Below are 26,631 nucleotides of genomic sequence, written 5' to 3'. Positions count from 1 at the left end.
AAGGAGTCGGGGCGTTACAACGGTCGACGCAAGCTGAGCAAGCAAGGCGACTCGGAAACCCGACGCTTGCTTTACAACGCCGCCATGGCGGCAAGCAGGACCAAGGCTTGGCAATCCCGCTATCAGCAATACCTGCAGCGCGGTCTGAAGCGAACAGAAGCGCTGATCATCCTTGCGCGTAAATTAGCCCGTATTGCCTTCGCTCTGATGAAGACCCAACAGCCGTATCGACCTACGGTCGATACGGTGGGGTAGACATAGAATCTCCTACAGTGGAGCCAATCGCTTAACTGATCGGCATTAGCCACCGGGCCGGGTTTTTATTGACCGCCGCTTGTCCAGTTCTTGGCATTTGCAAGGCTCTGTCGTTTCTCATGTTTAAGTACGGATTTCCCGAGCATTAGAGCGGAGAGCCATCATGAAAATTGACGAAAGTGCACCTAATAGCTGGTCGCAGCAGGGTGTAACGCGAACCACGGACAGCGAAAAGCGTAAGGAGCCTGAGATTCCATTGCCTGCGAACGATGAGGCGCCGGTCGATGAAGAGATGATCGACGTAGATGTAAACAACTCGGTGTCGAGTGAGCACCCAGAAGCAGGGAAAAGCGATTCCTGACGTTGTTCCTGCTGGCACTGTTCGGACCCTGGACCGGAAATCGACAGGCTGATACTGATGGGGTCGGCATCGCGTCTGCCCACCCCTCGGGAGGCCTGCCATTGGGACACCAGAACCTGCTCTCGCTCGTCATCCGCCGCCTGGTCGATTGTTTGCAGCCGTCCGTGCCCGCCGCGAGCACCGTTAGTGGAAGCAGGAGAAACCCATGCCGATCATCGGCAATTATTCTATTGCGCAGGTCTATTCAAAATTTGCCTTCTGGATATCCCCGAGCTTGTTCTGCAAGTAAACCGTGTAGGGCAACAGTAGGTATAGGGTATCCGCTATCCCGGAGATCCCCATATCTAGAGCAATCAACGCTGCCGAAGGGTGTCCATCAAAGCCAGTAGCCTGGCGGGATGGGCCGTTGGGGGCGCAGTAGTCAAGAACGACACCGCTGTAGGCTCTTGGTACTGAATCGCAATGGGAGTGCCAACGAGCCAGTTTGTTGCTTGAGACTGCATCGTCGCGGAAAGTGGTATTGATGGTTCCGCTGCCTGATGCTGAAACGGCTGTGATGATCACTAGAGCGCACTTGAGACTCATCAGATTGGCTCCTGCCAAAAAATTGAAGATTAATCGAAGTTGCGAGATCGCGTTTTTATTGCCTTGAGAAACGTATGCCGATGCCCTGGCAGCTGCTGCAGGCGGCCCTGCATCCCTTCGTCACGCTACCTGGCCGGGTGATGCGCTACGGCGCAGCCGATAGGACCTGCTTGCCGATCGCTCAAGTGGCCTAAATAAAGAACGGACGATCAAAAAAAGGGCCCACCCCAAGGTGGACCCTTTGTGTTTCTGAAATGGTCAAAGCCGGCTGGAGCAACACCCTCACAGGAACGGAGGGTGTGCCCATCGAGCGTCAGACCAGGCTGATCATGTCCGCGCTCAGTTGCGCGGGGTTGAAGCCGACCAGGGTGATGCTGCTGTCTCCCGCCACGATCAGGCTGTCGCTGCCTTGCTGGCTGGTGGCGCTGAGGACGGCGGCCGTGGAAGCGAACAGCGACTTGGAAAACACCAACTGATCGAAGCCGTTCTGGTGAACGTTGAAATCGCTGATCACGTCATGGCCGAAGCCGCCCACGTCGAAGACAAACAGATCGCTGCCCACACCGCCGCTGAGCGTGTCGTTGCCCAGGCCACCCACCAGGATGTCGTTATGCGCGCCACCATAGAGTGCGTCGTTGCCATTGCCGCCGAGCAGGGTGTCGTTGCCGCTTCCACCGTGCAGCAGATCATGGCCCGCACCGCCTTCGATAAGGTCGTCACCGCCCTGGCCGAAGATCAGGTCGCGGGAGGCGGTACCCTTCAGCAGGTCTGCCAACTGCGTGCCTTCGGTGGCCTTGGCGTAGCTCTTGTCCGACCCGAACAGGCCTTCGAAATCGAGTTTGCTGCCGGTCACGGTAAAGGCCGGGGTCAAGGCCTGGCCCAGGAGGCCTTCGAACTCGACATGCTCGACGTCGTGCAGCTCCTTGAGGCCGTAACGTCCGTTGGTGTCGTTGAGAAACAGGCTGCCATCGCTCAGGCGCACGGCTTCGTAACTGGTGACCGTACCCTGCAGGAAGACTTTGTCGTCGCCCACGCCGCCGGCGACGATGTCGGTGCCGGTGCTGACCCTGAAGCTGTCGTTGCCGGCGAAACCGTCGAGGAAGTCGTCGTTCCTGCCGTCCTGCAGCTTGTCCGCGCTGTCCGTTCCGAGGAGAAAGGCCGGCGTGCCGAAGTGGTTGGAGGTGGCGGAGTATTTGTCGCTGACCCAGGTAAAGCTGCGGCTGACCGGGTCGAGGTTGCTGATGACGATGGTGCTGTCACGCTCGATGTAGTCGTAGAACGTCGACTGGCCGATGCGCTGGATGGGGTTGATGAAAACGCCTTCCAGGTGCGCCACCCAGCCGTTGGGATTGACCACGGAGAAGGGGCCGTTGGGCCAGGTGGGCAAAGCGTAGACCGTGTCGAACAGCACGATGTTGTCGGTGGTCGAGGTGTAGCTGGCGTCACTGCCTTTGAGGGCCGCGAGAATGGCGCCGCTCAGGTCGGTCTGTTCGCCGATCAGCCGGTGCACGATGTCGTTTTCGAAGCCGAAGTTGAAGATACCGTCGCTGTTGCTGGCCTTTGGCGACGCCATGCCGAAGTAGTCCGAATCCTTGAAAAAGCCGTCGGCCAGGGTTTCCCTGCCCTGGTACATGCTGTTGGTCACGGAGCCGCCCTGGCTGTAGCCGGTGACCAGCACATCCTTGCCCGTCAGGTTATGGCTGCTGGCGTAGTTCTTGATCGAGTCGAGCAGGTAGTCGTAGCCGTGGATGTAGGAGTTGTCGATCATTGCCGGGTATCCCAGCAAGTCCATCGGCGAGTTGGTGCCGGCAATCGAAAAGCCCATTTTGACCAGCTTGCCGCTCTCGTCGTATTGGCCGAATACCTTGGCTTGGGAGCCGGATACGTTTTCGCCCTTGAAGCTGCCTGTCAGGTCGAGGTGGCTGCCGTCGATGCCCAGGTCGCTGGCGCTGATCTCGCGCCAGCCCTTGGGCAGGACAAAGGTGTTGCCTTCTCCCAGGACCGCCCCGGGCAAGTGGTAGAGCGCGCCTACCGTCGCTACGCCGCTGGTGTAGGTGGCCAGGTTCCAGGCATCTGAAATCAGCACGCGGCCGTCTTGGCCCTTGTAGTCGAATATCGCCATGGTTCGTTTTCCCTCACAAACTAAAAAGTCATGAAAAAAAACAAGAGCTGAAGTCTTCTTGTTCTTCTTCGCTCGGATTTCAGAGCCTGGTGACTGCGCGCTCCGGAATCTGCGCCCAAGCTACTCATTCATTTGGAGGGTGTGGGTAAGGTAAGGGGGTGTTGGCACGATCGTCCTAGTGAAAGCCCGATCCAGCCGCTATAAATCCGGCGTCATTACAGTTTGGTTAGCTCGAGGGTGGCTCGCAGCCGCCCATCCTCTCTACCTTCCAGCCCGGGCGTCAGCCGCGGCGGCGAACCCTGAGCAACATGCGCGCAAGAATGTCGTCCTTGTCGAAGAAGTGATGCTTGAACGCCGCCAGCACGTGGACCAGGATCAAGGCGCCGGCGCCCCAGGACAGCAGGCGATGTATCCACATGGCCAGGTCGTAGCGGGACTGATCCACCGGCGCTATGGGCGGCAGGTTGAACAGACCCAGCAGCGGTATCGGGTGACCGGCGACCGAACTCCAGTACCAGCCCGAAAGCGGCACGGCCAACATGGCGATCAGGTAGAGCAGGGCGTGGGCGATATGGGCGATGCCGGACATCGCCCTGGAGACGCTGCTGGGCATGGCCGGGTAGCGGTGGGTCAAGCGATAGCAGAGCCGGGCAAGCAGCAGGAACAGCACGGTGCTGGCAATCGCCTTGTGCACGAAGACCGCCGGGCCGCCCCTGGGCACATCGCCACGCAGGTTGGCGGAGTAAAAACCGATCAGCCAGACGCCGATGATGATCAGCGCCATGCTCCAGTGGAAAAGCCGTGCTGCCAGACTGTAGGAAGAGGAAGCATTCATAGGGACAATCTGCCGTTGTGAAAGGTGGAAGGACTCCGGGTTGCCGTCGGTTGAGTCAACCGGGTGTCGCCTCCTTGGCTCGGAACGCGATGGCGGCCTTGGGTCGAGGGCGATCGCGGAAGGAGTATTCCAACAGACATTTGTATTTGCAAGTATTGCATTTGCAATAGTTGTAAGTGCATGTTTTCCACCATCTCCATTCGGGCAGTGTCGAATGAAAGGGACAGGCGCATTTCACCGGATCAGCTCAACGACGTAACATGCCCCCGCGCAGAGCCGTCTCAGCAATGGATACCGAGGTCTGAACCTTTGAACAGTTACTGTTTTTCCACCGCCGTCCCTTACCTGGTCACTCGTGTCGGGATGCGCATGGGCGAGTGCTTTTCCCAGGAGCTTGGCGAGCATGGCCTGACGCTGGTCATGTACCGAGTGCTTGCGGTGCTTCGGGAACAGGGCGGGCTCAGCCTTGGCGAGCTGGGCGGACGGGTTTCGGCGGAGATCTCCACCTTGTCGCGGCAAGTGACCAACATGCAGAAGCTGGGGCTGATCCTGCGCGAGCGGCAGGACGCCAATGGCCGTCAGGTCTGCATCAGCCTGACGCCCGCGGGGTTGGCCCTGGTGGAGTCGCTGGTACCACGGGCGATGTATTGGGAGGAGGTGGCCATCCAGGGTTTCAGCGAGGCGGAAGTGGAGCAGCTCAAAGCCATGCTGATGCGCATGCATGTCAACCTGGCGAAGGTGCCGGATGGTTTGACATCCGGCTGAAAATACTCAGTTGCACGGGACTGACTGGGCACATTGAGGTTTCAGCGAAGCCGCACTGAAACCGCCCTGTGCCCGGCGAACAATCCCGGCCTTACGCCCAGCGCCGGAACAGCACGCTGGCATTCACCCCGCCAAAGCCGAAGCCGTTGGACAAGGCATATTCCATCGCCAGCGGCTGCGCCTGGCCACGAATCAGGTTGAGGCCTTCGGCGCCGGCATCCGGGTTTTCCAGGTTGAGGGTGGCGGGGGCGATCTGGTCGCGCAGCGCCAGGACGGTGAAGATCGCTTCGATCCCGCCGGCGGCGCCCAGCAGGTGGCCGGTGGCCGACTTGGTCGAGGCGATGGCCAGGTCGCTGTGGTTGCCAAACACGCTCTTGATCGCCGCCAGCTCGCCTTTGTCGCCCACCGGGGTCGAGGTCGCGTGGGCGTTCAGGTGCTGGACCTGCGACGGCTCGATGCCAGCCTGACGCAACGCCTGTTGCATGGCGCGGCGGGCACCGTCGCCGTCCTCCGGCCCGGCGGTCATGTGATAGGCGTCGGCGCTGGTGCCGTAGCCCACCAGTTCGGCGATCGGCGTGGCGCCCCGGGCCAGGGCGTGTTCCAGCTCCTCGATCACCAGCAGCCCGGCGCCTTCGCCCATCACGAAGCCGTCGCGCGCCTGGTCGAAGGGCCGCGATGCGCGTTCCGGCGTGTCGTTGAAATCGCTCGACAGGGCGCGCGCGGCCGCGAAACCGGCCAGGCTGACCCGGTGAATCGTGGCTTCCGTGCCACCGCAGACCGCGACGTCGATCTCCCCGGCGCGAATCATCCGCGCGGCGTCACCGATGGCCTGGACGCCCGCGGCGCAGGCCGTCACCGGCGTGCCCAGCGGCCCCTTCAGGCCATGCTGGATCGACACATGACCGGCGGCCATGTTGCTGAGGAAGGACGGAATGGTGAACGGCGAAAGACGGCGCGGCCCTTTGCTGTCGGTGGTGCGCACGGCGTCGGCGATAGCCGGGAAACCGCCCACGCCCGACGCGATGATGGTGGCGGTACGTTCCTGCGCCTCTGCCGTCTGCGGCGCCCAGCCGGCCTGGGCCAGCGCCTCCTGGGCGGCGGCGAGGGCGAACAGGATGAAGCGGTCCATCTTGCGCTGTTCCTTGGGCGCCAGCAGCGCGTCCGGATCGAAGCCGGCCTGTGGGTCCTCGGTGCGGTCGGGAACCTGCCCGCCGATGCTGATCGGCAGGTCGCCGATCAGTTCTTCCGGTAGCCGGCGGATACCCGATTGCCCGGCCAGCAGGCGTTGCCAGATCTGTTCGACGCCGCAGCCCAGCGGGGTCAATGCGCCCATGCCGGTGACGACAATGCGTTTGTTCATGACCTTCAGTTCCTTCATCTCGTGTGGGGTGTGTCGCTCTATGGACGTCACTATCATCATGAAAGTAACATGCCCGGACCACAAATACGCAACTGCGAAATCCGAGGAACCGCCATGCAACGCAAGACCCTCCTTCACGACGAATGCCCGATTGCCCGCAGTCTGGAGCGTGTGGGCGAGTGGTGGAGCATCCTGATCATGCGCGACGCTCTGCATGGCCTACGGCGTTTCGAGGAGTTTTCCCGCAGCCTGCAGATCGCCCCCAACATGCTCACCCGGCGCTTGAATTCGCTGGTCGAGGACGGCTTGCTGGAGCGCCAGGCCTACAGTCAGCGGCCGCTGCGCTACCAATATGTACCGACGGCCCGGGGCGAGGATTTTCGTGTGGTGCTGATGGCGTTCGTCGCCTGGGGCAATCGTCATTACGCGCCGGAAGGGGAAAGCGTGCAGATCGTCGAGCGCGCCACCGGCCGGCCGGTGCGGCCGATGATGGCCGACCTGGCCGATGGTCGCCCGGTGCCGCTGGAGGCGTGCACGGTCCAGGCCGGGCCGGTGGCCAGCGAAGGCATACGTCAGCGGCTGGCGGGGCTGCGGGCGATGGAGGCCGAGGGCGAGGCCTGAGGGGGCGCGGATCGCCGCGGCCCCTTGGCTTAACGACAGGCGCCTGTCACTGGTCCTTTTCGCAGTTGACCATCCACGAGGCGCCGAAGCGGTCGACCAGCATGCCGAAGCGCGCCGCCCAGAAGGTGGCCTCCAGCGGCATTTGCACAGTGCCCTGGTCCGCCAGCGCGGCGAACACCCGCTCGGCCTCGGCGATGCTGTCGACATTCAGCGATATCGAGCAGCCGTGGATCCCCGAGTAAGGCCGGTCGGGCGTGCTGTCCGAGCCCATGATGGCCTGGTCGCCCACCAGCAGGCGGGTGTGGATGATCAGGTTGTGACACTCGGCGGGAACATGGTCGCGGGCGGGGCTTTCGCCGAAGGTCATCATCACTTCGAGGGTGCCTTGCAGGCACTGGGCGTAGAACTTGAAGGCGGCGGCGCAATCGCCGTTGAAGATCAGGTAGGGATTGATTTTCATGCTGGGACTCCCGGATGGCAGGGGCCGCGGGCGCGCCGGGTGAGCCGGCCCGCTGGCAGAAGCTGATGGGTTGAGACCTCCACTAGCAAAGCCTAAACCTGTGTGGCAGTGGGCTTGTTTTTAGACGGTTTTCTCATGGGCCCGTGGCGGGTTATCACCCTTGGTGCAACCCCCTGCCAGGCCCGCCGCCCGGTGGGCGGCGGGCTTTGGCTGGTGGCTACACCAGCCGGGTCTGGGGCATGCCCAGCAGGCCGGTCAGGCGATCCATGATCGCCTGTTGCCGGGCGCGGTCGGCCAGGTAGTCGGCCTCGGCGCCGGCCACATCGGCCGAGCAGTGCGGGCAGGTGGTTTCGTGGGCATGGATGTACTGCCAGCAGCCGCGGCACAGCGCCAGCTGGGTGGGCAGGCGTCCTTCCTCGGGGGATTTCTGCCCCTGGTTGATCCACGCCAGCTTGATCACCTGGCCGCTGTCGCTGACGCTGCTGACCGTCTCGCCGGTGTCGATGCGTTCGGTGATCAGGTCGAAGCGACCGACCGCGAACGACGCCTGGGCGGCGTCCTCGAGTTTGACGATGCGTTCGCGCAGGCCCTTTTTCTGCAGGTCCAGGGCGCGGTAGTGGCAGTACGGATTGTTACCGGGCTTGCCCAGCAGCGAGTGCGAGGTCCAGGTGCAGCCGCCGCGGCACACGTCGTTGTAGTAGCAGGTGCGGCAATAACCCCAGAGGTCGTCGACCGAACGCAGGCGGCCAAAATGCATGCCCTCGCTGTAGTGCCAGATGTCGTGCAGGTTCATGTCGCGCACATTGCCGCCGGAAAACCCCACCGTCGCCAGCGAAGGGCAGCCCTTGACCGTGCCGTCGGCTTCCAGGGCCAGCACCGTTTGCCCGGCGGCGCAGCCGCTCCAGTGCACGCGCTCGTCGCCGAAGCCGCGCCACATATGCTCGTAAGGGCCGTAGTAACCGATGTTGTTGCCCACGTTCATCAGCAGGCCGCGTTCCTGGCCTTCGCGGTAGAGACGCGCGAGCAGCGGCATCACTTCCAGCAGTTGATAGGGTTGCAGCAGCAGTTCCGGGTGGTCCACCGCGTTGCCCATGGCCACCGTCAGCTGGATCTGCCAATGGGTGGCGCCCAGTTCGATGATCTGGTTCATCAGCTCCGGCAAGTCGGGCAGGGTGGCCGCGCCGATCTGCGTGTTGACGCTGACCGCGAGCCCGGCCTGCTTGGCCCGGCGCAGGGTATCCACGGCCTTGTCGAAGGAGCCCGGGACATTGCGCACGGCGTCGTGCAGGGGCGCCAGGCCGTCCAGCGAAACCCCCACGCCGTTGAGCCCGGCCTCCACCGCGGCTTGCATTTTCGCCGGGGTCAGGTTGCGCCCGCCGGTCTGGATCGCGCAGTAGATGCCATGGTCGTGGATGGCCTGGATCAGGCGGGTCCAGTCCTTGCGCAAATAGGCTTCGCCGCCGATCAGGGTGACTTCCCGCGTGCCGAGGGCGGCGAGGGCGTCGATCACGTCGAGGCATTCCTGGGTATTCAATTCATTGGGGCGTCGGTGGCCGGCGCGCGAGCCGCAATGCAGGCATTTGAGGTCGCAGGCGAGGGTGATTTCCCAGACCACATGCACCGGTACGTAACGCTTGAGGTCGGTTTCGCTGAGGTAGCGGGCGGGGCGATTGGCTGACATGGACAGTCCTTTGCGCGCACACCGGCGCGCGGCACGAACCTGGCGGATGTCCGCGCCGTCCCTGGCGATGCCGGCCCGGGCGGACAAAGGGTTTGCCAGTGGGGAACCGGGCCTGACCCTGGGGGAAGGAAGGCCAGGCCCGGACGCCACCTTTCAGCGAGCTTCGAGGCGGGCGATCTCGGCGTTCAGCTGCTGCAGGGCGCTGCGCAGCGCATCGCCGCTGGCCAGTTGCTGCTCGCCCTGGCGGACGACCGCCTTGAGCTGCGCCAGGTCACCACTGCTTTGCGCCTGCTGCACCGCCACCGCATACAGCGGCACGGGGTGATGAGGTACAGGCTCGGGGTGCGGGATCGACGCCTGGCTGACCGTGGCGTGCTGCACGTCCTGCCAGCTGCCCTGGTAGCAGTATTTGTAGCTGGCGAAACCGCTGGCCCAGTCGAGCCCGAGAATCCCGTGCAGCTGGAAGGTCGCGGCGATCTGGCTGGTCGGTCCGCTGGGGTTGCCGGTCAGGCTCAGGATGATGTGGCCTTCGGTCGACGGGTGCAGCTGTAACTGGGAGTAGTCGCCCCACACGTCGGCGAAGAAGTTCACCGGCGGGTAGGTACTCTTGAACACGCGGGCCACGCCGCTGACTTTTTTCTGCACGGTGTTGACCAACAGGTCGAGGATCAGAACCGGGGCACCCAACAGCCCCGTGGTGGCTTGGATGCGGGTATGGAACAGTCCAGTTTGCATGGTGCAACTCCTTGTTCTTGTTCAGGGAAGCCGGATGGGTTGGCGCGCCATGGTCAGCGCCGCTCGAGCCTGCCGATCTCGTCCTTGGCCGCGTCCAGCGCGCTGCGCAGCTGGGGCAACTGCTCCAGTTGCTGCTGGGCCAGGCTGGCCAGGCTCTTCATCTGGGCCAGGTCGCCGCTGGCGATGGCGCCATGGATCGGCGCGGCATACAGCGGGGTGATCGGTGGATAGGGCAGCAGGACCGGGCCGGGCTCCAGCGGTATCGGCAAGGCCGAGAAGGCGTAGGAGGGCACCGACTCGACGAGGTGGGCGGGAACGTTCTCCACCGATACCCAGCGCTGGCCGTTGTAGTACTGGTAGTTGGCGATGCCGTTCTTCCAGTCGTGATCCACCACCAGTTGAATCTTGAAGGTGATGATCGAGTTCGAGCCTGGCCCGCCCTGATTACCCTGGGCGGTGACCAGGATCTTGCTGGTGCTGGGTGGCATGACGGTCAGGTAGGTGTATTGCCCCCACACATCGGACGACAGCTCCAAAGGTGGGTTGACGGCCTGGGTCACCAGCGAGGTGCCACGCACGCTCTGCTCGGGGGTGTAGACCAGCAGGTCGAGGGTGAGGCTCGGCGCGCCGGGGATCGAAGTGCCGATCCGGTAGCTGAGGGGAAACAAGCCAAGATTGGACGAAGTGGAACCGGACATGATTGCCTCCAGTGCATTAGAAAATGGAACGGCCTTAGCGCCGTTCCAGACGGGCGACTTCCTGTGCCAACTGCTCGTAAGCGCTGCTCAGTTCTTTGGATTCTTTCTGGGATGAATCGCGTTGTTTGAGCAGGGACTTCATCTGCGGCAGGTTGCCGAGGGCGATTGCTTCTTGAATCGCCACGCCATAAGGCGTGACGGGGTGGAGCGAGGATGAACTCATGGCGTTGCCTTCCGTGGGAGGTTGTAGAGACTGCGCTATCCGGCAGCTTTTGCAGTTAAGCAGGCCGGGCATGGGGCAAACGCGAGGGTGAACGAATAACTTTGAATAGCCGTTATCGGGAAAAAATATATTCAGGCAGGACAAGGAACTGACGCGGCCCTATAGCGCGTTTGGCAATCAGCGACCCACCGCTTACAAGGAATGAATACAAGCCGGCGCCACCACTTACATGCCCCGCCATCCGCCTCACCTGTAGCCGCTGCCGCAGGCTGCGATCGAGCCGCAGGCTCGCGGCGAACGCACGGACGCTGAAGCCCCTGCGGGCCTTGTCGCAGCCTGCGGCAGCGGCTACAGGAGGTTGTTTTTCGCCAGAGGTAATGCGTTGCGGCGACGATAGCCGTGCAGAAACAGTAGTTTCCTTTGTACCCCGCCATCCGCATCACTTTGTAGCCGCTGCCGAAGGCTGCGATCGAGCCGCAGGCTCGCAACGAACGCACGGACGCCGAAGCCCTTGCGGGCCTTATCGCAGCCTGCGGCAGCGGCTACAGGAGGTTGTTTTTCGCCAGAGGGAATGCGTTGCGGCGACGATAGCCGCGCAGAAACCGTAGTTTCCTTTGTACCCCGCCATCCGCATCACCCTGTAGCCGCTGCCGAAGGCTGCGATCGAGCCGCAGGCTCGCGGCGAACGCAAGAGCGCCGAAGCCCCTGCGGGCCTTGTTGCAGCCTGCGGCAGCGGCTACAGGAGGTTGTTTTTCGCCAGAGGGAATGCGTTGCGGCGACGATAGCCGCGCAGAAACCGCAGTTTCCTTTTGTACCCCGCCATCCGCATCACCCTGTAGCCGCTGCCGAAGGCTGCGATCGAGCCGCAGGCTCGCGGCGAACGCACGGACGCCGAAGCCCCTGCGGGCCTTATCGCAGCCTGCGGCAGCGGCTACAGGGGCGGTTGTTGACTGTGGGAGTGCGGTCGGCAGTCGATGGTCGCAGGGGCGGCGATTGCCATTGCGCCGCGGTTCAGGCCACGGCGCTCTGCGGCGCGCTGTTCAACAGCCGTTCCAGGGCACCGCTGAGCAGGTGTTCCAGCAGGGTTTCGCGCTCGTGCTCGGTCAGTGGCTGTTCGTCCAGCCAGCCGGGCGCGCTGTTGAGCAGGCTGGCGATGGCATGCCCGGTGGCCAGCAGCGCCGCGTCGCCGAGCCGCGGCAGCGGGCCGAGGAGCATCAGCAGGCGGCGTTCATATTGCTCGCGCAGCTGACGCACGCGCTGCTGCTGGTCCTGGTTCAGGCAACCGCTGTCGCGCTCCACCAGACGGAAATGCCGGGGCAGTTCCCGGTGCAGTTTCAGGTGAGCGCGGATCAGGGTGCGCAGGCGATCGTCCGGCGCCTTGCGCCGCCGTTCGATGCGCCCCAGGGTGCCGAGCAGTTCGTCGTAGAACTCTTCGATCAGGTCCAGCAGCAGGTGCTGCTTGCTCGGGTAATGGTGATACAGCGAGCCCGGGGTCAGCCCCAGGTGGCTCGCCAGCTCGCGCATGCCGACCTGGCCGAAACCCTTGCTGGCGAACAGCTCCAGGGCCTTGTCGCGGCTTTCGGCAAAACGCGAGCAACGCTCAGCCATAGCGGTGGAAGCCACGTTCGGTCTTGCGCCCCAGGTAACCGGCGGCGACCATTTCCTTGAGCAGCGGCGCGGGCCGGTATTTGCTGTCGTTGAAGCCATCGTAGAGGGCCTCAAGGATCGCCAGCAGGGTGTCCAGGCCGATCAGGTCGGCCAGGGCCAGCGGGCCGATCGGCTGGTTGCAGCCCAGGCGCATGCCGGCGTCGATGTCCTCGGCGCTGGCCAGGCCTTCCTGCAATACCAGGATCGCCTCGTTGATCATCGGCACCAGGATCCGGTTGACCACGAAGCCCGGGCGGTTGCCAGCGGTGATCGCGACCTTGCCCAGGCGGGTGGCCATGTCCAGGGCCAGGGTGTGGGTCGCGTCGCTGGTCTGCAGGCCGCGGATCACTTCGATCAGCCCCATCACCGGCACCGGGTTGAAGAAGTGCAGGCCGATAAAGCGCTCGGGCGCGCTGACGCTGGCGGCGAGCTGGGTGATCGACAGCGACGAGGTGTTGGAGGCGATGACACAGGTGCTGGCAACCTGGGCGGCGATCTGTTGCAGCACCCGCCGTTTCAGCTCGAGGTTTTCCGTGGCCGCTTCGATCACCAGTTGTGCGTCGACCAGGCTGGCGTAGTCGGTGCTGGTGCGGATGCGCCCCAGGGTCGCCTGTTTCTGCGCTTCGTCCAGGCTGCCCTTGGCGATCAGCCGGTCGAGGTTCTTGCTCACCGTGGCCACGGCCTTTTGCAGGGCGCTGTCGCTGATGTCCAGCAAGGTCACTTCGAACCCGGCCTGGGCACAGACCTGAGCGATACCGTTACCCATGGTGCCGGCGCCGATCACACCGATATTCTGCAGATTCATCTTGGCTTCTCTTTCTTCGTCCGGACGTGTCGCAGCGCAGCGCGAGCGCGTCTTGCAATGCAACCTTCGAGGCGCGAGTCTAGTGCCCGCGCCGACCCCGGCCTATGCCAAAAGCGCTCAGCCGCGCTGGCGTTTTTTGCCATGTCCACAGCCACAGAGAGCAGTCATTCCATGCGGGAAAAGGATTCGGTCGCGGTCTACTTCGTGCAGGTGATGGTCCACGCCTTGCGTGAGCGGCCCGAGCGCCTGGCCGCGGTGCTGGCCGAAGCGGGCATCGATCCGGCCTTGCTCGGCCAGCCCGAGGCGCGGGTGCCGGCCAGCGCGTTCGCGGCCCTGTGGCTGATCCAGATCCGCGAGCTGGGCGACGAGTTTTTCCAGCTCGATTCCCACGGCCTGCCGCCGGGGGCGTTCGCCCTGATCTGCCGCGGGCTGATCCAGGAGCCGACCCTGGAAAAGGCCCTGCGCCAATGCCTGGCCAATTTCGGCCTGTTCCTGCGCGACTTCCGTGGCAGCCTCAGCGTGCGTGGCAAGCGCGCGGTGCTGAGCCTCGACAGCGAGCCTTGCGATGACGCCGCCGGGCGTTTTGGCGAAGAGACCTTCCTGGTGCTGATGATCAGCCTGCTGTGCTGGCTCGGCGGGCGGCGCATTCCCATCGACCGCGCCGACTTCCGTTATCCGCGCCTGTCCCTGAGCGACGATGCCTTGCTCTGGGGGCCGAACCTGACCTTCGGCGCCGAGCGCACCGAAATTGAATTCGCCAGCCGCTTCCTGCGCCTGCCGGTGGTCCAGGACCTGGCCTCGCTCAAGGTCTTTCTGCGCAGCGCGCCGCAGTGGCTGGTGATCCGTTTTCGCAACCAGCACGGCCTGGCGACCCAGGTCTATCAACGCCTGCGCCGCAGTCATTACAGCCAGTGGCCGACCCTGGAAGCCTTTGCCGGCGAGGTGCAGGTCAGCCCCAGCACCCTGCGTCGGCGCCTGGAGCGCGAGGGTGTGTCGTACCAGGAGATCAAGGACGAAGTGCGCCGCGGCATGGCCGTCGAACTGCTGCGCCAGAGCCGCGCGAGCATCGGCGAAATCGCCGAGCGCACCGGCTTCCAGGAGCCCAGCGCCTTTCACCGCGCGTTCAAGAAATGGACCGGCGAAAGCCCCGGACGCTACCGCGCGCGCTACCAACCCCCGACCCCATAGCCACTGCCGCGCGCCCGACTGTGTAGCCGCTGCCGCAGGCTGCGCACGGCCGCGCAGCGGACGCCAAGCCAGGCAGCGCGGTGCATCAGGTCAACCATGGATGCGGGTTTTACGTCGCCTGCGCAGCCTGCGGCAGCGGCTACGGACTCTGCATCGCCGACCCCGCTCAGGCCGGGCTGCGTCCGGGCATCTGGATGCCGTGCTGCTGCACCCGGCGGTACAGGGTCGCGCGGGAAATACCCAGGGCCCTGGCCGCCGCCACGGGCTTCCAGCGATGGCGCACCAGGGCATCCAGCAACGCCTGGCGCTCGGGGCTGCCGCCGGTTTCCTGGGCGGGCAGGGCGCCCGCGGGCTCGACCCCGCGCACCTGTTCCGGCAGGTCATGCAACTGGATCAACGGCCCCTCGCACACCGCGCAGGCATAGCGCAGTACATGCCGCAATTGCCGCACATTGCCCGGCCAGCGATAACCCAGCAGGCATTCCAGGGCCGCGTTACCCAGTTGCACCGGCGCCCCGCAGCGCTTGGATTCCTCCTCGACAATCCGCGTGATCAGCGCCAGCCGGTCGCTGCGTTCGCGCAGCGGCGGCAACTGAAAGCGCGCGCCGCCCAGGCGGAAATACAGGTCCTCGCGAAAGTGCCCCTCGGCCACCAGGCTCTCCAGGTCGCGGTGGGTGGCGCAGATCACCTGGATATCCACCGACCGGCGCTGCGACGCCCCCAGCGGCGCCACTTCGCCCTCGGCCAACACCCGCAGCAAGCGGGTCTGCAAGGCCAGGGGCATGTCGCCGATCTCGTCGAGAAACAGGGTGCCGCCATCGGCCTGTTGCAACAGGCCCTGCATGCCCTTGCCGGAGGCTCCGGTAAAGGCTCCGGCGACATAGCCGAACAGCTCGCTCTCGATCAGGCTTTCCGGGATCGCCGCGCAGTTCACCGCCACGAACGGCCGCTCGCGGCGCTGGCTGGCCTGATGCAGCTGGCGGGCGAAGACTTCCTTGCCGGAGCCGGTCTCGCCCTGGATCAGCACCGGCAGATGCCGGTCCTTGACCCGCACCGCCAGGCGCAGGCTCTGCTCCACCCGCGGGTCCAGTGGCTCGCCGGCCAGGCTCAGGCGCGGGCGGCTCAGGGGCCGGCGCGGCGCCCGCAGCCGTCCATGCAGTTCCGCGGACAGCGGGCACAGCGCTTCATCCCGGGCGCGATGCAGCAATTGCGGATCGAACACCTGGGCGATGTGCTGGGGCAGCTGGCCATAACGTTGCAGCAGGTAGGCGCGGGCCGCCGGGTTCAGCGCGCGCAGGCAGCCGTCGTCGTCCCAGGCCAATAGATAATCGGGCTGGCTGTCGACATAACCCGGGCTGGCGTGGGCCCGCAGCACCCAATAACCCTGGGCGCTGCTCATGAAGAACGCCTGTTCGATCTCCCGGGCGCTCTGCACCACCATCTGCCGGATCAGGTGCTGGGAACGGCGCTCGTCCGGGGAGCGCACCGCCGAAACATCCAGCACCCCCAGCAGTTCGCCCTGGGGGTCGAACACCGGCGCGGCGGAGCAGGTCAGGCCGATAAAGGCCGCGCGAAAGTGGTCGCGCTTGTGCACCGTGATCGGCGCGCGGGCGGTGAGCACCGCCGCCACGCCGCAGGTGCCTTCCTCGCCCTCCGACCAGCAGGTGCCCAGGTACAGGCCGGCCTTGCGGCAGTCGTTGCGAATGGTCGATTCCACCCGGTAGTCGATGGTCCGGCCCTGGGCGTCGGTGAGCAGCACGCAGTAGTCGGCGTCGCGCACCCGGCCGTGGAGGCGGGCCACTTCTTCGCTGGCAATGCGCAGGAACAGCTCGGAGCGCTCACGGCATTGCTTGAGCACATCCTGGGACAGGATGCGTGGCCCCTGCAGCGAACCGGGGTCCAGGTGGTGCTGCTCCAGGGAGCGGCGCCAGGAGTCGAGAATCAGGCTCGGGACCGGCGCCTGGGGCAGGTGCGCGGCGTTTTTCAGGACCCGGCTGACGCAGTCCACGTGGGCTCTTGAGTGTGCGGAAAGCATGAAGGCCTCCGGTTGCAGCTTCTTATCGTTGTGGGCGCAATTAAGCGCCGATCCGCCCGCCTCGACAAGCGCCGGCTGCCCCGGCGGCGACGGTGAGACGCAACGTCTCAAGGTCTCGCCGAAGCCCCATGCAACCTGACATGCGACGTCTCATCGGTGGGGCTGGCCAAGGCCTCGCCAGCGTCAAGGCAAGCGCTCTGGATCGGCCTTTTCCGGGTTTTCCAGGACAATTGGCACCGGCCTTGCTCTATCCCTGGATAACCAGCCCCGACTGGCTCATCGAAGAATAACAACGAGGTGCCCCATGTCTTGTCCTGCCTGTGATCCGCCCGCGGTGGGCTTATGAGTCGCCGTCCCCTGAGCGTGGGCATCATCGCCAACCCGGCCTCGGGGCGCGATGTGCGCCGCCTCACCGCCAACGCCGGGCTGTTTTCCAGCACCGACAAGGTCTCAGTGATCCAGCGCCTGCTGGCGGCCTTCGGCGCCACCGGCATCGAGCAGGTATTGATGCCCACCGACATGACCGGGATCGCCGCCGCGGTGCAGAAGAACAGCCGCAGCCGCCAGGCCCGGGACAACCACTGGCCGGCCCTGGAATTCCTTGACCTGACCCTGCGCCAGAGCGTCGAGGACACCCGCCGGGCGGCGCGCTGGATGGCCGAGCGCGAGGTGGCGCTGATCGCCGTGCTCGGCGGCGACGGCACCCACAAGGCGGTGGCCGCCGAGGTCGGCGATATCCCCTTGCTGACCCTGTCCACCGGCACCAACAACGCTTTCCCGGAACTGCGCGAAGCCACCAGCGCCGGGCTGGCCGGCGGCCTCTACGCCAGCGGCCGGGTGCCCGACGCAATCGCCCTGCGGCGCAACAAGCGCCTGCTGGTGCGCGAGCCTTCCCGGGGCCTCTGCGAAGTGGCCCTGGTGGACGTGGCGGTGTCGCCCCTGGCCTTTGTCGGCGCCCGCGCCATCAGCCGCGCCAGCGACCTGGCCGAGGTTTTCGTGACCTTCGCCGAGCCCCAGTCCATTGGCATTTCCGCCCTCTGCGGGCTGTGGTTGCCGGTCACCCGCCAGGAGCCCCACGGCGCCTGGATGCGCCTCGATCCTCAATCCCCCGAAGCGCTGCTGGTGCCCCTGGCCCCGGGCCTGTTGCAGGGCTGCGGCGTGCTCGACGCCGGCTACCTGCTGCCCGATGTGCCCCAGCCGCTGTGCCTGAGCGCCGGCACCCTGGCCCTGGATGGCGAGCGCGAGATCGAATTCAACGCCCACGACCGGCCCACGGTCACCCTCGATGGCGGCGGCCCGCTGAGCATCGACGTCAACGCGGTGCTGGACCACGCGGCGCGCCAGCGACTGCTGGCCATCGACCGCCAGCACCGGCAACACCCCGTGAACTTTCAGTCCGAAGACACCCTGGAGAATAAAAATGTCGACACCTTTGACCACTGAGCAGTTGCTGCATGCCTACCGGGTGATGCGCACCATCCGCGCATTCGAAGAACGCCTGCACGTGGAATTCGCCACCGGCGAGATCCCCGGTTTCGTCCACCTCTACGCCGGCGAAGAGGCCTCGGCCGCCGGGGTCATGGCCCACCTGCGGGACGATGACTGCATCGCCTCCAACCACCGTGGCCACGGCCATTGCATCGCCAAGGGCGTGGACGTGTACGGGATGATGGCCGAGATCTACGGCAAGAAGACCGGGGTCTGCCAGGGCAAGGGCGGCTCCATGCACATCGCCGATTTCGAAAAGGGCATGCTCGGCGCCAACGGCATCGTCGGTGCCGGCGCGCCGCTGGTGGTGGGCGCGGCCCTGGCGGCGCGGCTGCAGGGCACCGACGGTGTGTCGGTGGTGTTCTTCGGCGACGGCGGCTCCAACGAAGGCGCGGTGTTCGAGGCCATGAACATGGCCTCGGTGTGGAACCTGCCGTGCCTGTTCGTCGCCGAGAACAACGGCTACGCCGAGGCCACCGCGTCCAACTGGTCGGTGGCCTGCGACCACATCGCCGATCGCGCCGCCGGCTTCGGCATGCCCGGGGTGACGGTGGATGGCTTCGATTTCTTCGCCGTGCACGAGGCCGCCGGCGCCGCCGTGGAGCGGGCCCGGGCCGGCGAGGGCCCTTCGCTGATCGAGGTCAAGCTGACCCGTTACTACGGCCACTTCGAAGGCGACGCACAGACCTACCGCGCGCCCGACGAGGTCAAGCATTACCGCGAGCACAACGACTGCCTGATGCAGTTTCGCGAGCGCACCACGCGCTCGGGCCTGGTCCAGGCCAGCCAGCTGGAGCAGATCGACCAGCAAGTGGACGCGCTGATCGAGGACGCGGTGCGCAAGGCCAAGTCCGACCCCAAGCCGAGCCCGGCCGACCTGCTCAGCGACGTCTACGTCGCTTACCCCTGAGCGGCCCCTTCATCGCCCCCACAACAAAAAATCGAGAGAACCATCATGGCGAGAAAAATCAGTTACCAGCAGGCCATCAACGAAGCCCTGGCCCAGGAAATGCGTCGCGACCCCAGCGTGTTCATCATGGGTGAAGACGTGGCCGGCGGTGCCGGCGCCCCCGGCGACAACGACGCCTGGGGCGGCGTGCTGGGCGTGACCAAGGGCCTCTACCATCAATTCCCCGGGCGAGTGCTGGACACCCCGCTGTCGGAAATCGGCTATGTCGGCGCCGCCGTGGGCGCGGCCACCCGGGGTGTGCGCCCGGTGTGCGAACTGATGTTTGTCGACTTCGCCGGCTGCTGCCTGGACCAGATCCTCAATCAGGCGGCCAAGTTCCGCTACATGTTCGGCGGCAAGGCGCAGACCCCGCTGGTGATCCGCACCATGGTCGGCGCCGGCCTGCGCGCCGCGGCCCAGCATTCGCAGATGCTCACCTCGCTGTGGACCCACATCCCCGGGCTCAAGGTGGTTTGCCCGTCGTCGCCCTATGACGCCAAGGGCCTGCTGATCCAGGCCATCCGCGACAACGACCCGGTGATCTTCTGCGAGCACAAGCTGCTCTACAGCCTGCAGGGCGAAGTGCCGGAGGAGTCCTATGCAATTCCGTTCGGCGAGGCCAACTTCCTGCGCGACGGCAAGGACGTGACCCTGGTGTCCTACGGGCGCACGGTGAATACCGCGCTGGAGGCGGCGCGCAGCCTGGCCGGGCGCGGCATCGATTGCGAGGTCATCGACCTGCGCACCACCAGCCCGCTGGACGAAGACAGCATCCTGGAAAGCGTGGAGAAGACCGGGCGTCTGGTCGTGATCGACGAAGCCAACCCGCGCTGCTCCATGGCCACCGACATCTCGGCGCTGGTGGCGCAAAAAGCCTTCGCCGCGCTCAAGGCGCCGATTGAAATGGTCACCGCGCCGCACACCCCGGTGCCGTTCTCCGATGCCCTGGAAGACCTGTACATCCCTGACGCGGCGAAGATCGAACAGGCCGTGCTGAACTTGATCGAGTGGAGCCGCCGATGAGCCAGATCCATACCCTGACCATGCCCAAGTGGGGCCTGTCGATGACCGAGGGTCGGGTCGATGCCTGGCTCAAGGAAGAGGGGCAGAGCATCAGCAAGGGCGACGAAGTGCTGGACGTGGAAACCGACAAGATTTCCAGCAGCGTCGAGGCGCCGTTCTCCGGGGTGCTACGCCGGCAGGTCGCCCGCCAGGACGAGACCCTGGCGGTGGGCGCCTTGCTCGGCATCGTGGTCGAGGGCGAGGCCAGCGACGCCGAGATCGACGCGGTGATCGAGCAGTTCCAGGCGTCTTTCGTGCCCGGCGATGCCGCCGACGAAGACAGCGGCCCGGCGCCGCAGAAGGTCGAGCTGGGTGGCCGGCTGATCCGCTACTTCGAGCGCGGCGCAGGCGGCACGCCGCTGGTGCTGGTGCACGGTTTCGGCGGTGACCTGAACAACTGGCTGTTCAACCACGAGGCCCTGGCCGCCGGGCGCCGAGTCGTCGCCCTCGACCTGCCGGGCCACGGCGAGTCGGCCAAGACCCTGCAACGGGGCGACCTCGACGAGCTGAGCGACGTGTTGCTGGCCTTGCTCGATCACCTGGAGATTCCCGTGGCCCATCTGGTGGGGCATTCCATGGGCGGTGCGGTGGCCTTGAATACCGCGCGCCTGGCGCCGCAGCGGGTGCGCTCGCTGAGCCTGATCGGCAGCGCCGGGCTGGGGGCCGAAATCAACGGCGATTACCTGCGCGGTTTTGTCGAGGCCGGCAACCGCAATGCCCTCAAGCCGCAGCTGGTGCAGCTGTTCTCCAACGCCGAACTGGTGAACCGGCAGATGCTCGACGACATGCTCAAGTTCAAGCGCCTGGAAGGGGTGGACGCGGCCCTCGGGCAACTGGCCGGCCAGCTGTTTGCCGAGGGCCGCCAGCAGGCTGACCTGCGCCCCGTGGTGCAGGACGGCGGGCAGCCGGTGCTGGTGATCTGGGGCAGCGACGACCGGATCATTCCGGTGGGCCACAGCGCCGGGCTCAAGGCGCAGATCGAGGTGCTGCCGGGGCAGGGGCACATGGTGCAGATGGAAGCGGCGGAGCAGGTCAATCGCCTGATCCTCGACTTTATCCAGCAGCACTGAAGTTTTCTGCGGCGGCCAAGGGGCCGTCGCAGCCCGACAAAAACAAGGAGAAGCCAAGATGAGTGTTTCCCTCAAAGCCGTCCCCAGCATGCGCGCCGCGGTCTGGCATGGCCGTCACGATATCCGCGTCGAAGACGTGCCGCTGCCCGAGGCGCCGCCCGCCGGCTGGGTGCAGATCCGGGTCGACTGGTGCGGCATCTGCGGGTCCGACCTGCACGAATACGTGGCCGGGCCAGTGTTCATTCCGGTGGAAGCGCCGCACCCGCTGACCGGGATCAAGGGCCAGTGCATCCTCGGCCACGAGTTCTGCGGCGAGATCGTCGCCCTCGGTGCCGGGGTCCAGGGGTTCAGCGTTGGCCAGGCGGTGGCTGCCGACGCCTGCCAGCATTGCGGCAGCTGTTATTACTGCACCCACGGCCTGTACAACATCTGCGAGAACCTGGCCTTTACCGGGCTGATGAACAACGGCGCCTTCGCCGAGCGGGTGAACGTGCCGGCCAACCTGCTGTACGCCTTGCCGGACAACTTTCCCGCCGAGGCCGGGGCCTTGATCGAGCCGTTGGCGGTGGGCATGCACGCGGTGAAAAAGGCCGGCAGCCTGCTGGGCCAGAACGTGGTGGTGGTCGGCGCCGGCACCATCGGCCTGTGCACCATCATGTGCGCCAAGGCTGCCGGTGCGGCCCAGGTGATCGCCCTGGAAATGTCCGGCGCGCGCAAGGCCAAGGCCCTGGAAGTCGGCGCCAGCCATGTGCTCGATCCCAAGGCGTGCGATGCCCTGGCCGAGGTCAAGCGCCTGACCGGCGGGCTGGGGGCGGATGTCAGTTTCGAATGCATCGGTAACAAACACACCGCCAAGCTGGCCATCGACCTGATCCGCAAGGCCGGCAAATGCGTGCTGGTGGGCATCTTCGAGGAGCCCAGCGAGTTCAACTTCTTCGAGCTGGTGGCCACCGAGAAACAGGTGCTGGGGGCGCTGGCCTACAACGGCGAATTCGCCGACGTGATCGCCTTTATCGCCGACGGCCGCCTGGACATTGCGCCGCTGGTGACCGGGCGTATCCAGCTGGAGCAGATCGTTGGCCAGGGCTTCGAGGAACTGGTCAATAACAAGGAACACAACGTCAAGATCATCGTTTCACCCGGACCGTTGCAAGGCGCCTGAGCAGGGCGATTTGGCGATGGCCGGCAGCGGCCATCGCCTTTTTTTTCATCGCAGATCGGTTGATCCCCGCTGTCATTGCGGCAACGGTTTCATCCAGCTATTTCACATCGCGCCCAAAAGCCCCAAGACCTGCAACTGGCGACGGGTTTCAGCCGCCGACTGGTGGTGAATCGCATTCCAGCCCAGGGCCTTGGCAGCGACGATATTCGGCGCGTGGTCGTCGATGAACACCAACTCCTGCGGCGCCACGTCTGGCAGGTGCGCGCGAATGCGCTGCAGCGTGGTGTGGTAGATCTCGGCGTCAGGCTTGATCTGCCGCTCTTGCCCGGACACCACGATGTCGCGAAAACGCTGGAGGAACGGATAGTTGTCCCAGGCGTAGGGGAAGGTTTCCTGGGACCAGTTGGTCAGCCCGAACAGCGGCATCTGCGCCTGGTGCAGTTCTTCCAGCAAGGCCACGCCGTCGTCCAGCTGGCCGCGGAGCATTTCCGGCCAGCGCCCGTAATAGGCCTCGATCAGCGGCGCATGCTCCGGGTGTTCGGCCAGCAGGCTGCGGGTCGCTTCGGCCAGCGTTCGCCCGGCGTCCTGCTGGGTATTCCAGGCCTGGGTGCAAATGGTCTCGAGGAACCATTGGCGGCGGGCATCGTCGGGGATCAGTTGGCGGTACAGGTGGTGCGGGCTCCAGTCGAACAGCACGCCACCAAAATCGAAAACCACAGCACGAATTGTCATCGGCACGTCCTTTTGAGCGGTTGTGGGTCAGGGCGACATCCTGCGACGGCAGGCGATGCAATGCAATTTGCCGGCGGGACTAGCGCTGTCCCTCAATCGACAATCACCCGTTCGTTCGGGTCATCGCTCAGGCACACGCTCAGCTGTTGCCCGGCCTTGTTGAACGCACAGGTGGGCAAGGGCTGCTTGATGAAATTCAACGCCGGGAGGATGAACACGCCAGCCAGGATCAGCGCGCCCACGATTCGGGGCAATAGTACATCCGCGCTGGTGGCGGCTGGCCGGGGCTTGAGGCGCCCGCGTCGATACCAGTGCAGCCCGCTGAGGACCAGGCCGCAGCCGATCGCCATCGCGTAGTCCAGCTCCCAGGACTGCGGGCTGAAGATCAGGTTGCCGTCGGCATCGTCCGGGTAATTGATCCGCCACCAGGCGCCCAGCAACAGCGGCACCAGCCCGGCGACGATCCAGGCCAGGCGGGCGCCGGGCATGCGGGTGAGCAGGGCCAGGGTCAGGCCGAGGAGGCAGACGAGCCACAGGCCGAGGAACAGTTGGAAGCCCATGGCGCCGCCGAACAGCGTGCCGCTGACGTCCCGCGGGACGATCAGTTGCAGGTCGGCGAGCACCATCACCGCCAACGGGGCGGCCACGGCGATGCCGCTCAGGATGGCGTTGATCCACGAGCACAGGGTGAACAGGCGACGGATAAGCAGGTTCGACAAAGAGGGGGCGGGCGCCAACACGTTTCTTCCTTGGGCAGTGTGCGGGGCGCGCAGTATGCAAGGCCGCCGCTGGTTTTGCATCAGTCGTCGAAGCCGTATCGGCAAGCCGCCATGGGCGGGGCGGCGCGTGGCCATTGGCGGGCTGGCGTCGGCGCCTTGATGGCGTTTTTTGGCGAGCCTGCACGCTGCCGGCCAGGGCTTCGGCGGGGTTGGCCGGCGATGCACGGTTGGCCCGGCCACCGCACTTTTTGCGTTTTTGCGGTTCTATTCAGGGCCAGGCCGCGCCGATTCCCCGCGCGGCCAGAGTCCAGAATGGTGCCGATGGTTTATCCGCTTTCTCGTTATTCCTTGCGCGTGTTTTGCCTGCGCATGCCGCGCCAGCCACTGTGGCTGGCCGCTGTCTTGATGGTCTGCGCCAGTGGCTGCAGCCAGCAGCAGGGGCGTGACATGGTCCACCAGTTCAGCAATGGCAAACCCCAGGAGTTCTTCCAGACCAGCGTCGACCGCATGGCCACCCTGAGCATGCGCGACAACCTGCAAAGCCTTTACCTGCTGATGAACAAGCTTTACCTGCGCAACCCCAACCAGTGGCGCGAGTGGGGCTACACCGACGCCACCAGCGCCCAGCGGGAAATCCGCCAGGCCATCGAGCAGCAGAAGGCCTTGCCGGCCCTGGGCAACCGTCGCGACCTGGCTGCGTTGAGTTATGCCCTGAGTCCGGAGTTTCGTGGCGACCGGGTCGGGGCCTTTATCTATGCGATCGGCAGCATGCTGGTGACCGCCCATGGCGGGCGCACCGAGTTTTTCATGACCGACACTATCGATCCGCAGTTTGTCAGCAATGCGGCGCGCAATATTGAAAAGGCTACCTGGATGCTCAGCCAGCGGCAGGGGGCCAATGGGGAGCTGTTGCTGTTTTCCAATGAGATTTCGGAGGAGGGCAGCAATCTGAGTTTTGCTGTGGAGTTTGGGAAGATTGTGGCGCGCCTCGACCTGCTGACTCAGATGCTGGATGAGCGTTATCGGCGGATTGGGTTGAATTATGCGCAAAGCCTGTTGCTGATGAATTTCTTGCCGGTGCAGTAGGGGCTCGATCTTCTTGGGCACATATCCGTTGCTGCGGGGGCTTCTGTAGGAGCAGCCGGTCGACGCTCGATTGCTCGCGATGGCGGCCGTTCTGGCGCTGCATTTTTTGGATGGGGGACATATCCGTTCCTGCGGTCACGGCGGCTTAGGGTTCCGCCCTTACGGCGGGTCACTTTGGAAGATCCGGAAGCCGGCCCAGTCCAAAGTAACCAAAACGCTTTGCCCCACCACTCGGTGCCTCGCCTAGGCTCGGCATGCCCGAACGAAGGCATTGAGCCGTGGGCCGCCGCCACAGGCCATCCATGGCCTGGGGCGGCTAACCCGGCATCCCTGCCGGGTTACCCACGGCTCAATGCCTGCGTTCGGCCATCGTGGTTAACGGGGCCTTCGGATCAAAAGCCAAAGCAAGAGCAAGACGGCGGCCTGCCGGCCGGCCTTGGGGCTGGGCTGTGTGTGGGGAGCTTTTTGGTTTTTAACGCCCCAGCTTTTCCATCGCGGCATCCGCCAGGAAAGACGACCGGCTCTTGATGTTGTGCTCGCGCACAAAGCGGTCGATGCGTTGAATCACGTAACCCGGCAGGGTCACATTGACCTTCTCGGTTTTGCCCAGGTAAGGCGTGATATCGATATCCAGCATGCCCCAGCCCATCCCTTCGAAGTCGGGGTTGGCGCGGTGGGTGCCGGTGGGCGAGGGCAGGGGAATGGCTTGTCCCTCGCGGGCCAGTTCTTCGAGCATGACGTGGGCGATTTCGATGGCGGCGCTATACGCGGCCTCGAAGGTGTCGCCGGCGGTTACCGCGCCAGGAATGTCGGGAATCTGGATGCCGGTAGCCGTGTGCTCGTCGCCCCACTCGATGCAGATGGGATATTGCACGGGGATCTCCTCATAAGGTGCGAAGGCCGAAGGGGCTATATCAGCCCGGCCAGTTTCTTGATGGCCCTGACCGTCCCCCGTGGCAGATCCTTCTTCGGGTGCGGCACCGGAACGGTCTCGGGCCGGTAGGGATGCTTGAACAGATGATGGCTGCCGGTGACGCGCTCCAGCACCCAGCCTGCGGCTTCAAGCTCCTTGATCAACTGTCTGCTTTGCACCTCCATCTCCTTATTGGGGTGAGAGGTGCTTTATAACTCCAGGCGCATAGTAGCGCAGGTTGAATTGTGTGTCTGGAGTTATGTATCTGAGCATGTCGTTCAGAGGGCACGTCACTATGGAATTGACGCTCCTGTAGCCGCTGCCGAAGGCTGCGATCGGCTGCGCAGCAGACGCAAATCCTGCCTCCCGGCTTTACCTGTTACACGCATGGCTAGTTAAGCGTGGACAGGCTGTCCATCAGGTCGCGCACCACGGTGAAACGATGGGCTGCACAAGCCGCCAGATCGCTCAAGGGCGCGCTGCTATCGAGGTAGAAAACGGGAGCGTCAGCGTCGTGGGTGTCGACGGGGGTGAAGCGAGAAATCGATTGATCGTCCATGGTCGTTACTCGTTGTAGAGCTTCCACCATTTGCGGCCAAGCAAATTGAGGGTGGCAGCTGTGTGAGGGTTGGCCGACCGGTTTACAACGACACCGGCACACCCGAAGGTGTCCCGCACACAGCCGCCATAACACAGAATCGCAGGCACAAAAAAACGTCTGCAATAGTGTTTGGACGCTGATGCGTCGTTGTAATTCGACCGGCCAAGGTCGTTCACGGATTTTGCCGCGAGCGCGAACTATAGGGGCCGCGTTTGAGCGGCGCAACCGTGTATTGGTGGGGATGTTTGAGGGGGGGCGGAGAGTTGGCAGCGACAGTGATAGGTGAGTAATTACCCTGACTTGGCATATTCATTTGCGTCGGACTATCTCCAGTTGAGGCTTTCTACTACGAATGAGGTTTATAACTCAGCAGCTTAGGAAGGTGTAGACAAAATAAACTAAAGTTACCATTTCTTCTGCCTGGACAGCCTCGAAGTCATGCCTAGAATCGGACGCCCGCCCGCGATTACCGC

General features: G+C 64.6%; 28 protein-coding genes. 11 read left to right on the top strand and 17 right to left on the bottom strand.

Annotation, left to right across the window (positions count from 1 at the left end; all coding sequences use genetic code 11):
• Together CRO75_RS30840 and CRO75_RS30835 are read left to right on the top strand one after the other, a co-directional pair.
• The coding region (locus CRO75_RS30840) for a transposase (protein ID WP_143504268.1) at positions 1 to 255 on the top strand (255 nt) is incomplete at its 5' end.
• Between the two features lie 163 nt (positions 256 to 418).
• Positions 419 to 616, top strand: a complete 198-nt coding sequence (locus CRO75_RS30835) for a hypothetical protein (protein ID WP_097140359.1) — start codon at positions 419 to 421, stop codon at positions 614 to 616.
• A gap of 240 nt (positions 617 to 856) precedes the next feature.
• On the opposite strand, the gene CRO75_RS30830 is transcribed toward CRO75_RS30835, so the two are convergent.
• From CRO75_RS30830 to CRO75_RS30820, 3 genes are all read right to left on the bottom strand, one after another.
• The gene (locus CRO75_RS30830; protein WP_097140357.1) at positions 857 to 1,201 is read right to left on the bottom strand and encodes a YceK/YidQ family lipoprotein; all 345 of its coding nucleotides are present in this window, start codon (positions 1,199 to 1,201) and stop codon (positions 857 to 859) included.
• A gap of 313 nt (positions 1,202 to 1,514) precedes the next feature.
• Positions 1,515 to 3,323: a calcium-binding protein gene (locus CRO75_RS30825; protein ID WP_097140355.1), complete on the bottom strand. Its 1,809-nt coding sequence runs from the start codon at positions 3,321 to 3,323 to the stop codon at positions 1,515 to 1,517.
• Between the two features lie 280 nt (positions 3,324 to 3,603).
• Positions 3,604 to 4,158: a cytochrome b gene (locus tag CRO75_RS30820; protein ID WP_085530350.1), complete on the bottom strand. Its 555-nt coding sequence runs from the start codon at positions 4,156 to 4,158 to the stop codon at positions 3,604 to 3,606.
• A 309-nt stretch (positions 4,159 to 4,467) separates the two neighbouring features.
• Between CRO75_RS30820 and CRO75_RS30815 the strand changes: the two genes are divergently transcribed.
• Entirely contained in the window at positions 4,468 to 4,923 is a 456-nt protein-coding gene (locus tag CRO75_RS30815) for a MarR family transcriptional regulator (RefSeq protein ID WP_009043065.1), read from the top strand.
• A 91-nt stretch (positions 4,924 to 5,014) separates the two neighbouring features.
• On the opposite strand, the gene fabF is transcribed toward CRO75_RS30815, so the two are convergent.
• On the bottom strand, positions 5,015 to 6,283 hold the full coding sequence (gene fabF, locus CRO75_RS30810) for a beta-ketoacyl-ACP synthase II (RefSeq protein WP_097140362.1): 1,269 nt from the start codon (positions 6,281 to 6,283) through the stop codon (positions 5,015 to 5,017).
• Positions 6,284 to 6,397: 114 nt separating this feature from the next.
• Between fabF and CRO75_RS30805 the strand changes: the two genes are divergently transcribed.
• On the top strand, positions 6,398 to 6,904 hold the full coding sequence (locus CRO75_RS30805; RefSeq protein WP_085530352.1) for a helix-turn-helix domain-containing protein: 507 nt from the start codon (positions 6,398 to 6,400) through the stop codon (positions 6,902 to 6,904).
• A gap of 46 nt (positions 6,905 to 6,950) precedes the next feature.
• Here the strand turns inward: CRO75_RS30805 and CRO75_RS30800 are convergent, their stop codons facing one another.
• From CRO75_RS30800 to CRO75_RS30770, 7 genes are all read right to left on the bottom strand, one after another.
• Positions 6,951 to 7,364: a VOC family protein gene (locus CRO75_RS30800; protein WP_097140353.1), complete on the bottom strand. Its 414-nt coding sequence runs from the start codon at positions 7,362 to 7,364 to the stop codon at positions 6,951 to 6,953.
• Positions 7,365 to 7,581: 217 nt separating this feature from the next.
• Positions 7,582 to 9,045: a GDL motif peptide-associated radical SAM/SPASM maturase gene (locus CRO75_RS30795; RefSeq protein WP_009043069.1), complete on the bottom strand. Its 1,464-nt coding sequence runs from the start codon at positions 9,043 to 9,045 to the stop codon at positions 7,582 to 7,584.
• A gap of 153 nt (positions 9,046 to 9,198) precedes the next feature.
• Positions 9,199 to 9,780: a DUF1842 domain-containing protein gene (locus CRO75_RS30790; RefSeq protein ID WP_097140351.1), complete on the bottom strand. Its 582-nt coding sequence runs from the start codon at positions 9,778 to 9,780 to the stop codon at positions 9,199 to 9,201.
• Between the two features lie 53 nt (positions 9,781 to 9,833).
• Entirely contained in the window at positions 9,834 to 10,478 is a 645-nt protein-coding gene (locus tag CRO75_RS30785) for a DUF1842 domain-containing protein (RefSeq protein WP_009043071.1), read from the bottom strand.
• 34 nt (positions 10,479 to 10,512) lie between these two features.
• Complete coding sequence (locus CRO75_RS30780; protein ID WP_009043072.1) at positions 10,513 to 10,701, bottom strand: DUF1843 domain-containing protein; 189 nt, start codon at positions 10,699 to 10,701, stop codon at positions 10,513 to 10,515.
• A 1,011-nt stretch (positions 10,702 to 11,712) separates the two neighbouring features.
• Positions 11,713 to 12,309, bottom strand: a complete 597-nt coding sequence (locus CRO75_RS30775; RefSeq protein WP_062822931.1) for a TetR/AcrR family transcriptional regulator — start codon at positions 12,307 to 12,309, stop codon at positions 11,713 to 11,715.
• The gene (locus CRO75_RS30770) at positions 12,302 to 13,153 is read right to left on the bottom strand and encodes a 3-hydroxybutyryl-CoA dehydrogenase (RefSeq protein WP_009043074.1); all 852 of its coding nucleotides are present in this window, start codon (positions 13,151 to 13,153) and stop codon (positions 12,302 to 12,304) included. Before CRO75_RS30770 ends, CRO75_RS30775 begins: the two co-directional genes overlap by 8 nt.
• 171 nt (positions 13,154 to 13,324) lie before the next feature.
• Between CRO75_RS30770 and CRO75_RS30765 the strand changes: the two genes are divergently transcribed.
• Positions 13,325 to 14,341 (top strand): AraC family transcriptional regulator, encoded by a 1,017-nt coding sequence (locus CRO75_RS30765; protein WP_097140348.1) that lies wholly within the window; start codon positions 13,325 to 13,327, stop codon positions 14,339 to 14,341.
• A 166-nt stretch (positions 14,342 to 14,507) separates the two neighbouring features.
• Here the strand turns inward: CRO75_RS30765 and CRO75_RS30760 are convergent, their stop codons facing one another.
• Complete coding sequence (locus tag CRO75_RS30760; protein WP_097140346.1) at positions 14,508 to 16,376, bottom strand: sigma-54-dependent Fis family transcriptional regulator; 1,869 nt, start codon at positions 16,374 to 16,376, stop codon at positions 14,508 to 14,510.
• Between the two features lie 342 nt (positions 16,377 to 16,718).
• Between CRO75_RS30760 and CRO75_RS30755 the strand changes: the two genes are divergently transcribed.
• From CRO75_RS30755 to CRO75_RS30735, 5 genes are all read left to right on the top strand, one after another.
• Positions 16,719 to 17,819, top strand: coding sequence for an NAD(+)/NADH kinase (locus CRO75_RS30755; RefSeq protein WP_097140344.1), 1,101 nt, complete (start codon positions 16,719 to 16,721; stop codon positions 17,817 to 17,819).
• Positions 17,797 to 18,774: a thiamine pyrophosphate-dependent dehydrogenase E1 component subunit alpha gene (locus CRO75_RS30750; protein WP_097140342.1), complete on the top strand. Its 978-nt coding sequence runs from the start codon at positions 17,797 to 17,799 to the stop codon at positions 18,772 to 18,774. The genes CRO75_RS30755 and CRO75_RS30750 overlap by 23 nt, the downstream gene beginning before the upstream one ends.
• A 45-nt stretch (positions 18,775 to 18,819) precedes the next feature.
• Positions 18,820 to 19,836 carry an alpha-ketoacid dehydrogenase subunit beta gene (locus tag CRO75_RS30745; RefSeq protein ID WP_009043079.1) on the top strand — a complete coding sequence of 339 codons (1,017 nt, stop codon included), beginning with the start codon at positions 18,820 to 18,822 and terminating at the stop codon, positions 19,834 to 19,836.
• The gene (locus CRO75_RS30740; protein WP_097140340.1) at positions 19,833 to 20,945 is read left to right on the top strand and encodes an acetoin dehydrogenase dihydrolipoyllysine-residue acetyltransferase subunit; all 1,113 of its coding nucleotides are present in this window, start codon (positions 19,833 to 19,835) and stop codon (positions 20,943 to 20,945) included. The genes CRO75_RS30745 and CRO75_RS30740 overlap by 4 nt, the downstream gene beginning before the upstream one ends.
• 88 nt (positions 20,946 to 21,033) lie before the next feature.
• The gene (locus tag CRO75_RS30735) at positions 21,034 to 22,107 is read left to right on the top strand and encodes a 2,3-butanediol dehydrogenase (protein ID WP_225970783.1); all 1,074 of its coding nucleotides are present in this window, start codon (positions 21,034 to 21,036) and stop codon (positions 22,105 to 22,107) included.
• Between the two features lie 102 nt (positions 22,108 to 22,209).
• Here the strand turns inward: CRO75_RS30735 and CRO75_RS30730 are convergent, their stop codons facing one another.
• Positions 22,210 to 22,839: an HAD family phosphatase gene (locus CRO75_RS30730; protein WP_097140338.1), complete on the bottom strand. Its 630-nt coding sequence runs from the start codon at positions 22,837 to 22,839 to the stop codon at positions 22,210 to 22,212.
• Between the two features lie 92 nt (positions 22,840 to 22,931).
• Positions 22,932 to 23,579: a hypothetical protein gene (locus CRO75_RS30725; protein ID WP_097140335.1), complete on the bottom strand. Its 648-nt coding sequence runs from the start codon at positions 23,577 to 23,579 to the stop codon at positions 22,932 to 22,934.
• Positions 23,580 to 23,879: 300 nt separating this feature from the next.
• Between CRO75_RS30725 and CRO75_RS30720 the strand changes: the two genes are divergently transcribed.
• Complete coding sequence (locus CRO75_RS30720) at positions 23,880 to 24,644, top strand: hypothetical protein (protein ID WP_097140360.1); 765 nt, start codon at positions 23,880 to 23,882, stop codon at positions 24,642 to 24,644.
• Positions 24,645 to 25,116: 472 nt separating this feature from the next.
• Here CRO75_RS30720 and CRO75_RS30710 read toward each other — a convergent pair whose 3' ends face one another.
• From CRO75_RS30710 to CRO75_RS32925, 3 genes are all read right to left on the bottom strand, one after another.
• A complete protein-coding gene (locus CRO75_RS30710) occupies positions 25,117 to 25,518 on the bottom strand; it encodes a type II toxin-antitoxin system HicB family antitoxin (RefSeq protein ID WP_007923747.1) in 402 nt (133 codons plus the stop codon).
• Positions 25,519 to 25,553: 35 nt separating this feature from the next.
• Entirely contained in the window at positions 25,554 to 25,736 is a 183-nt protein-coding gene (locus tag CRO75_RS30705) for a type II toxin-antitoxin system HicA family toxin (RefSeq protein WP_009043086.1), read from the bottom strand.
• Between the two features lie 212 nt (positions 25,737 to 25,948).
• Entirely contained in the window at positions 25,949 to 26,116 is a 168-nt protein-coding gene (locus tag CRO75_RS32925; RefSeq protein WP_158539516.1) for a hypothetical protein, read from the bottom strand.
• Positions 26,117 to 26,631 lie beyond the last annotated feature (515 nt).

This window comes from Pseudomonas sp. LAMO17WK12:I10 (assembly GCF_900215185.1).
Taxonomy (GTDB): domain Bacteria; phylum Pseudomonadota; class Gammaproteobacteria; order Pseudomonadales; family Pseudomonadaceae; genus Aquipseudomonas; species Aquipseudomonas chlororaphis.
Note: the sequence above shows the minus strand (reverse complement) of the source record. Positions and strands in the feature narration are given on the sequence as shown.

What these genes read in the sequence shown, in the direction of transcription:
- CRO75_RS30835 (WP_097140359.1), top strand. Translation starts at nt 419, where the DNA reads ATGAAAATTGACGAAAGTGCACCTAATAGCTGGTCGCAGCAGGGTGTA.
- CRO75_RS30830 (WP_097140357.1), bottom strand. Translation starts at nt 1,201, where the DNA reads ATGAGTCTCAAGTGCGCTCTAGTGATCATCACAGCCGTTTCAGCATCA.
- CRO75_RS30825 (WP_097140355.1), bottom strand. Translation starts at nt 3,323, where the DNA reads ATGGCGATATTCGACTACAAGGGCCAAGACGGCCGCGTGCTGATTTCA.
- CRO75_RS30820 (WP_085530350.1), bottom strand. Translation starts at nt 4,158, where the DNA reads ATGAATGCTTCCTCTTCCTACAGTCTGGCAGCACGGCTTTTCCACTGG.
- fabF (WP_097140362.1), bottom strand. Translation starts at nt 6,283, where the DNA reads ATGAACAAACGCATTGTCGTCACCGGCATGGGCGCATTGACCCCGCTG.
- CRO75_RS30805 (WP_085530352.1), top strand. Translation starts at nt 6,398, where the DNA reads ATGCAACGCAAGACCCTCCTTCACGACGAATGCCCGATTGCCCGCAGT.
- CRO75_RS30800 (WP_097140353.1), bottom strand. Translation starts at nt 7,364, where the DNA reads ATGAAAATCAATCCCTACCTGATCTTCAACGGCGATTGCGCCGCCGCC.
- CRO75_RS30795 (WP_009043069.1), bottom strand. Translation starts at nt 9,045, where the DNA reads ATGTCAGCCAATCGCCCCGCCCGCTACCTCAGCGAAACCGACCTCAAG.
- CRO75_RS30790 (WP_097140351.1), bottom strand. Translation starts at nt 9,780, where the DNA reads ATGCAAACTGGACTGTTCCATACCCGCATCCAAGCCACCACGGGGCTG.
- CRO75_RS30785 (WP_009043071.1), bottom strand. Translation starts at nt 10,478, where the DNA reads ATGTCCGGTTCCACTTCGTCCAATCTTGGCTTGTTTCCCCTCAGCTAC.
- CRO75_RS30780 (WP_009043072.1), bottom strand. Translation starts at nt 10,701, where the DNA reads ATGAGTTCATCCTCGCTCCACCCCGTCACGCCTTATGGCGTGGCGATT.
- CRO75_RS30775 (WP_062822931.1), bottom strand. Translation starts at nt 12,309, where the DNA reads ATGGCTGAGCGTTGCTCGCGTTTTGCCGAAAGCCGCGACAAGGCCCTG.
- CRO75_RS30770 (WP_009043074.1), bottom strand. Translation starts at nt 13,153, where the DNA reads ATGAATCTGCAGAATATCGGTGTGATCGGCGCCGGCACCATGGGTAAC.
- CRO75_RS30765 (WP_097140348.1), top strand. Translation starts at nt 13,325, where the DNA reads ATGCGGGAAAAGGATTCGGTCGCGGTCTACTTCGTGCAGGTGATGGTC.
- CRO75_RS30760 (WP_097140346.1), bottom strand. Translation starts at nt 16,376, where the DNA reads ATGCTTTCCGCACACTCAAGAGCCCACGTGGACTGCGTCAGCCGGGTC.
- CRO75_RS30755 (WP_097140344.1), top strand. Translation starts at nt 16,719, where the DNA reads ATGAGTCGCCGTCCCCTGAGCGTGGGCATCATCGCCAACCCGGCCTCG.
- CRO75_RS30750 (WP_097140342.1), top strand. Translation starts at nt 17,797, where the DNA reads ATGTCGACACCTTTGACCACTGAGCAGTTGCTGCATGCCTACCGGGTG.
- CRO75_RS30745 (WP_009043079.1), top strand. Translation starts at nt 18,820, where the DNA reads ATGGCGAGAAAAATCAGTTACCAGCAGGCCATCAACGAAGCCCTGGCC.
- CRO75_RS30740 (WP_097140340.1), top strand. Translation starts at nt 19,833, where the DNA reads ATGAGCCAGATCCATACCCTGACCATGCCCAAGTGGGGCCTGTCGATG.
- CRO75_RS30735 (WP_225970783.1), top strand. Translation starts at nt 21,034, where the DNA reads ATGCGCGCCGCGGTCTGGCATGGCCGTCACGATATCCGCGTCGAAGAC.
- CRO75_RS30730 (WP_097140338.1), bottom strand. Translation starts at nt 22,839, where the DNA reads ATGACAATTCGTGCTGTGGTTTTCGATTTTGGTGGCGTGCTGTTCGAC.
- CRO75_RS30720 (WP_097140360.1), top strand. Translation starts at nt 23,880, where the DNA reads ATGGTTTATCCGCTTTCTCGTTATTCCTTGCGCGTGTTTTGCCTGCGC.
- CRO75_RS32925 (WP_158539516.1), bottom strand. Translation starts at nt 26,116, where the DNA reads ATGGACGATCAATCGATTTCTCGCTTCACCCCCGTCGACACCCACGAC.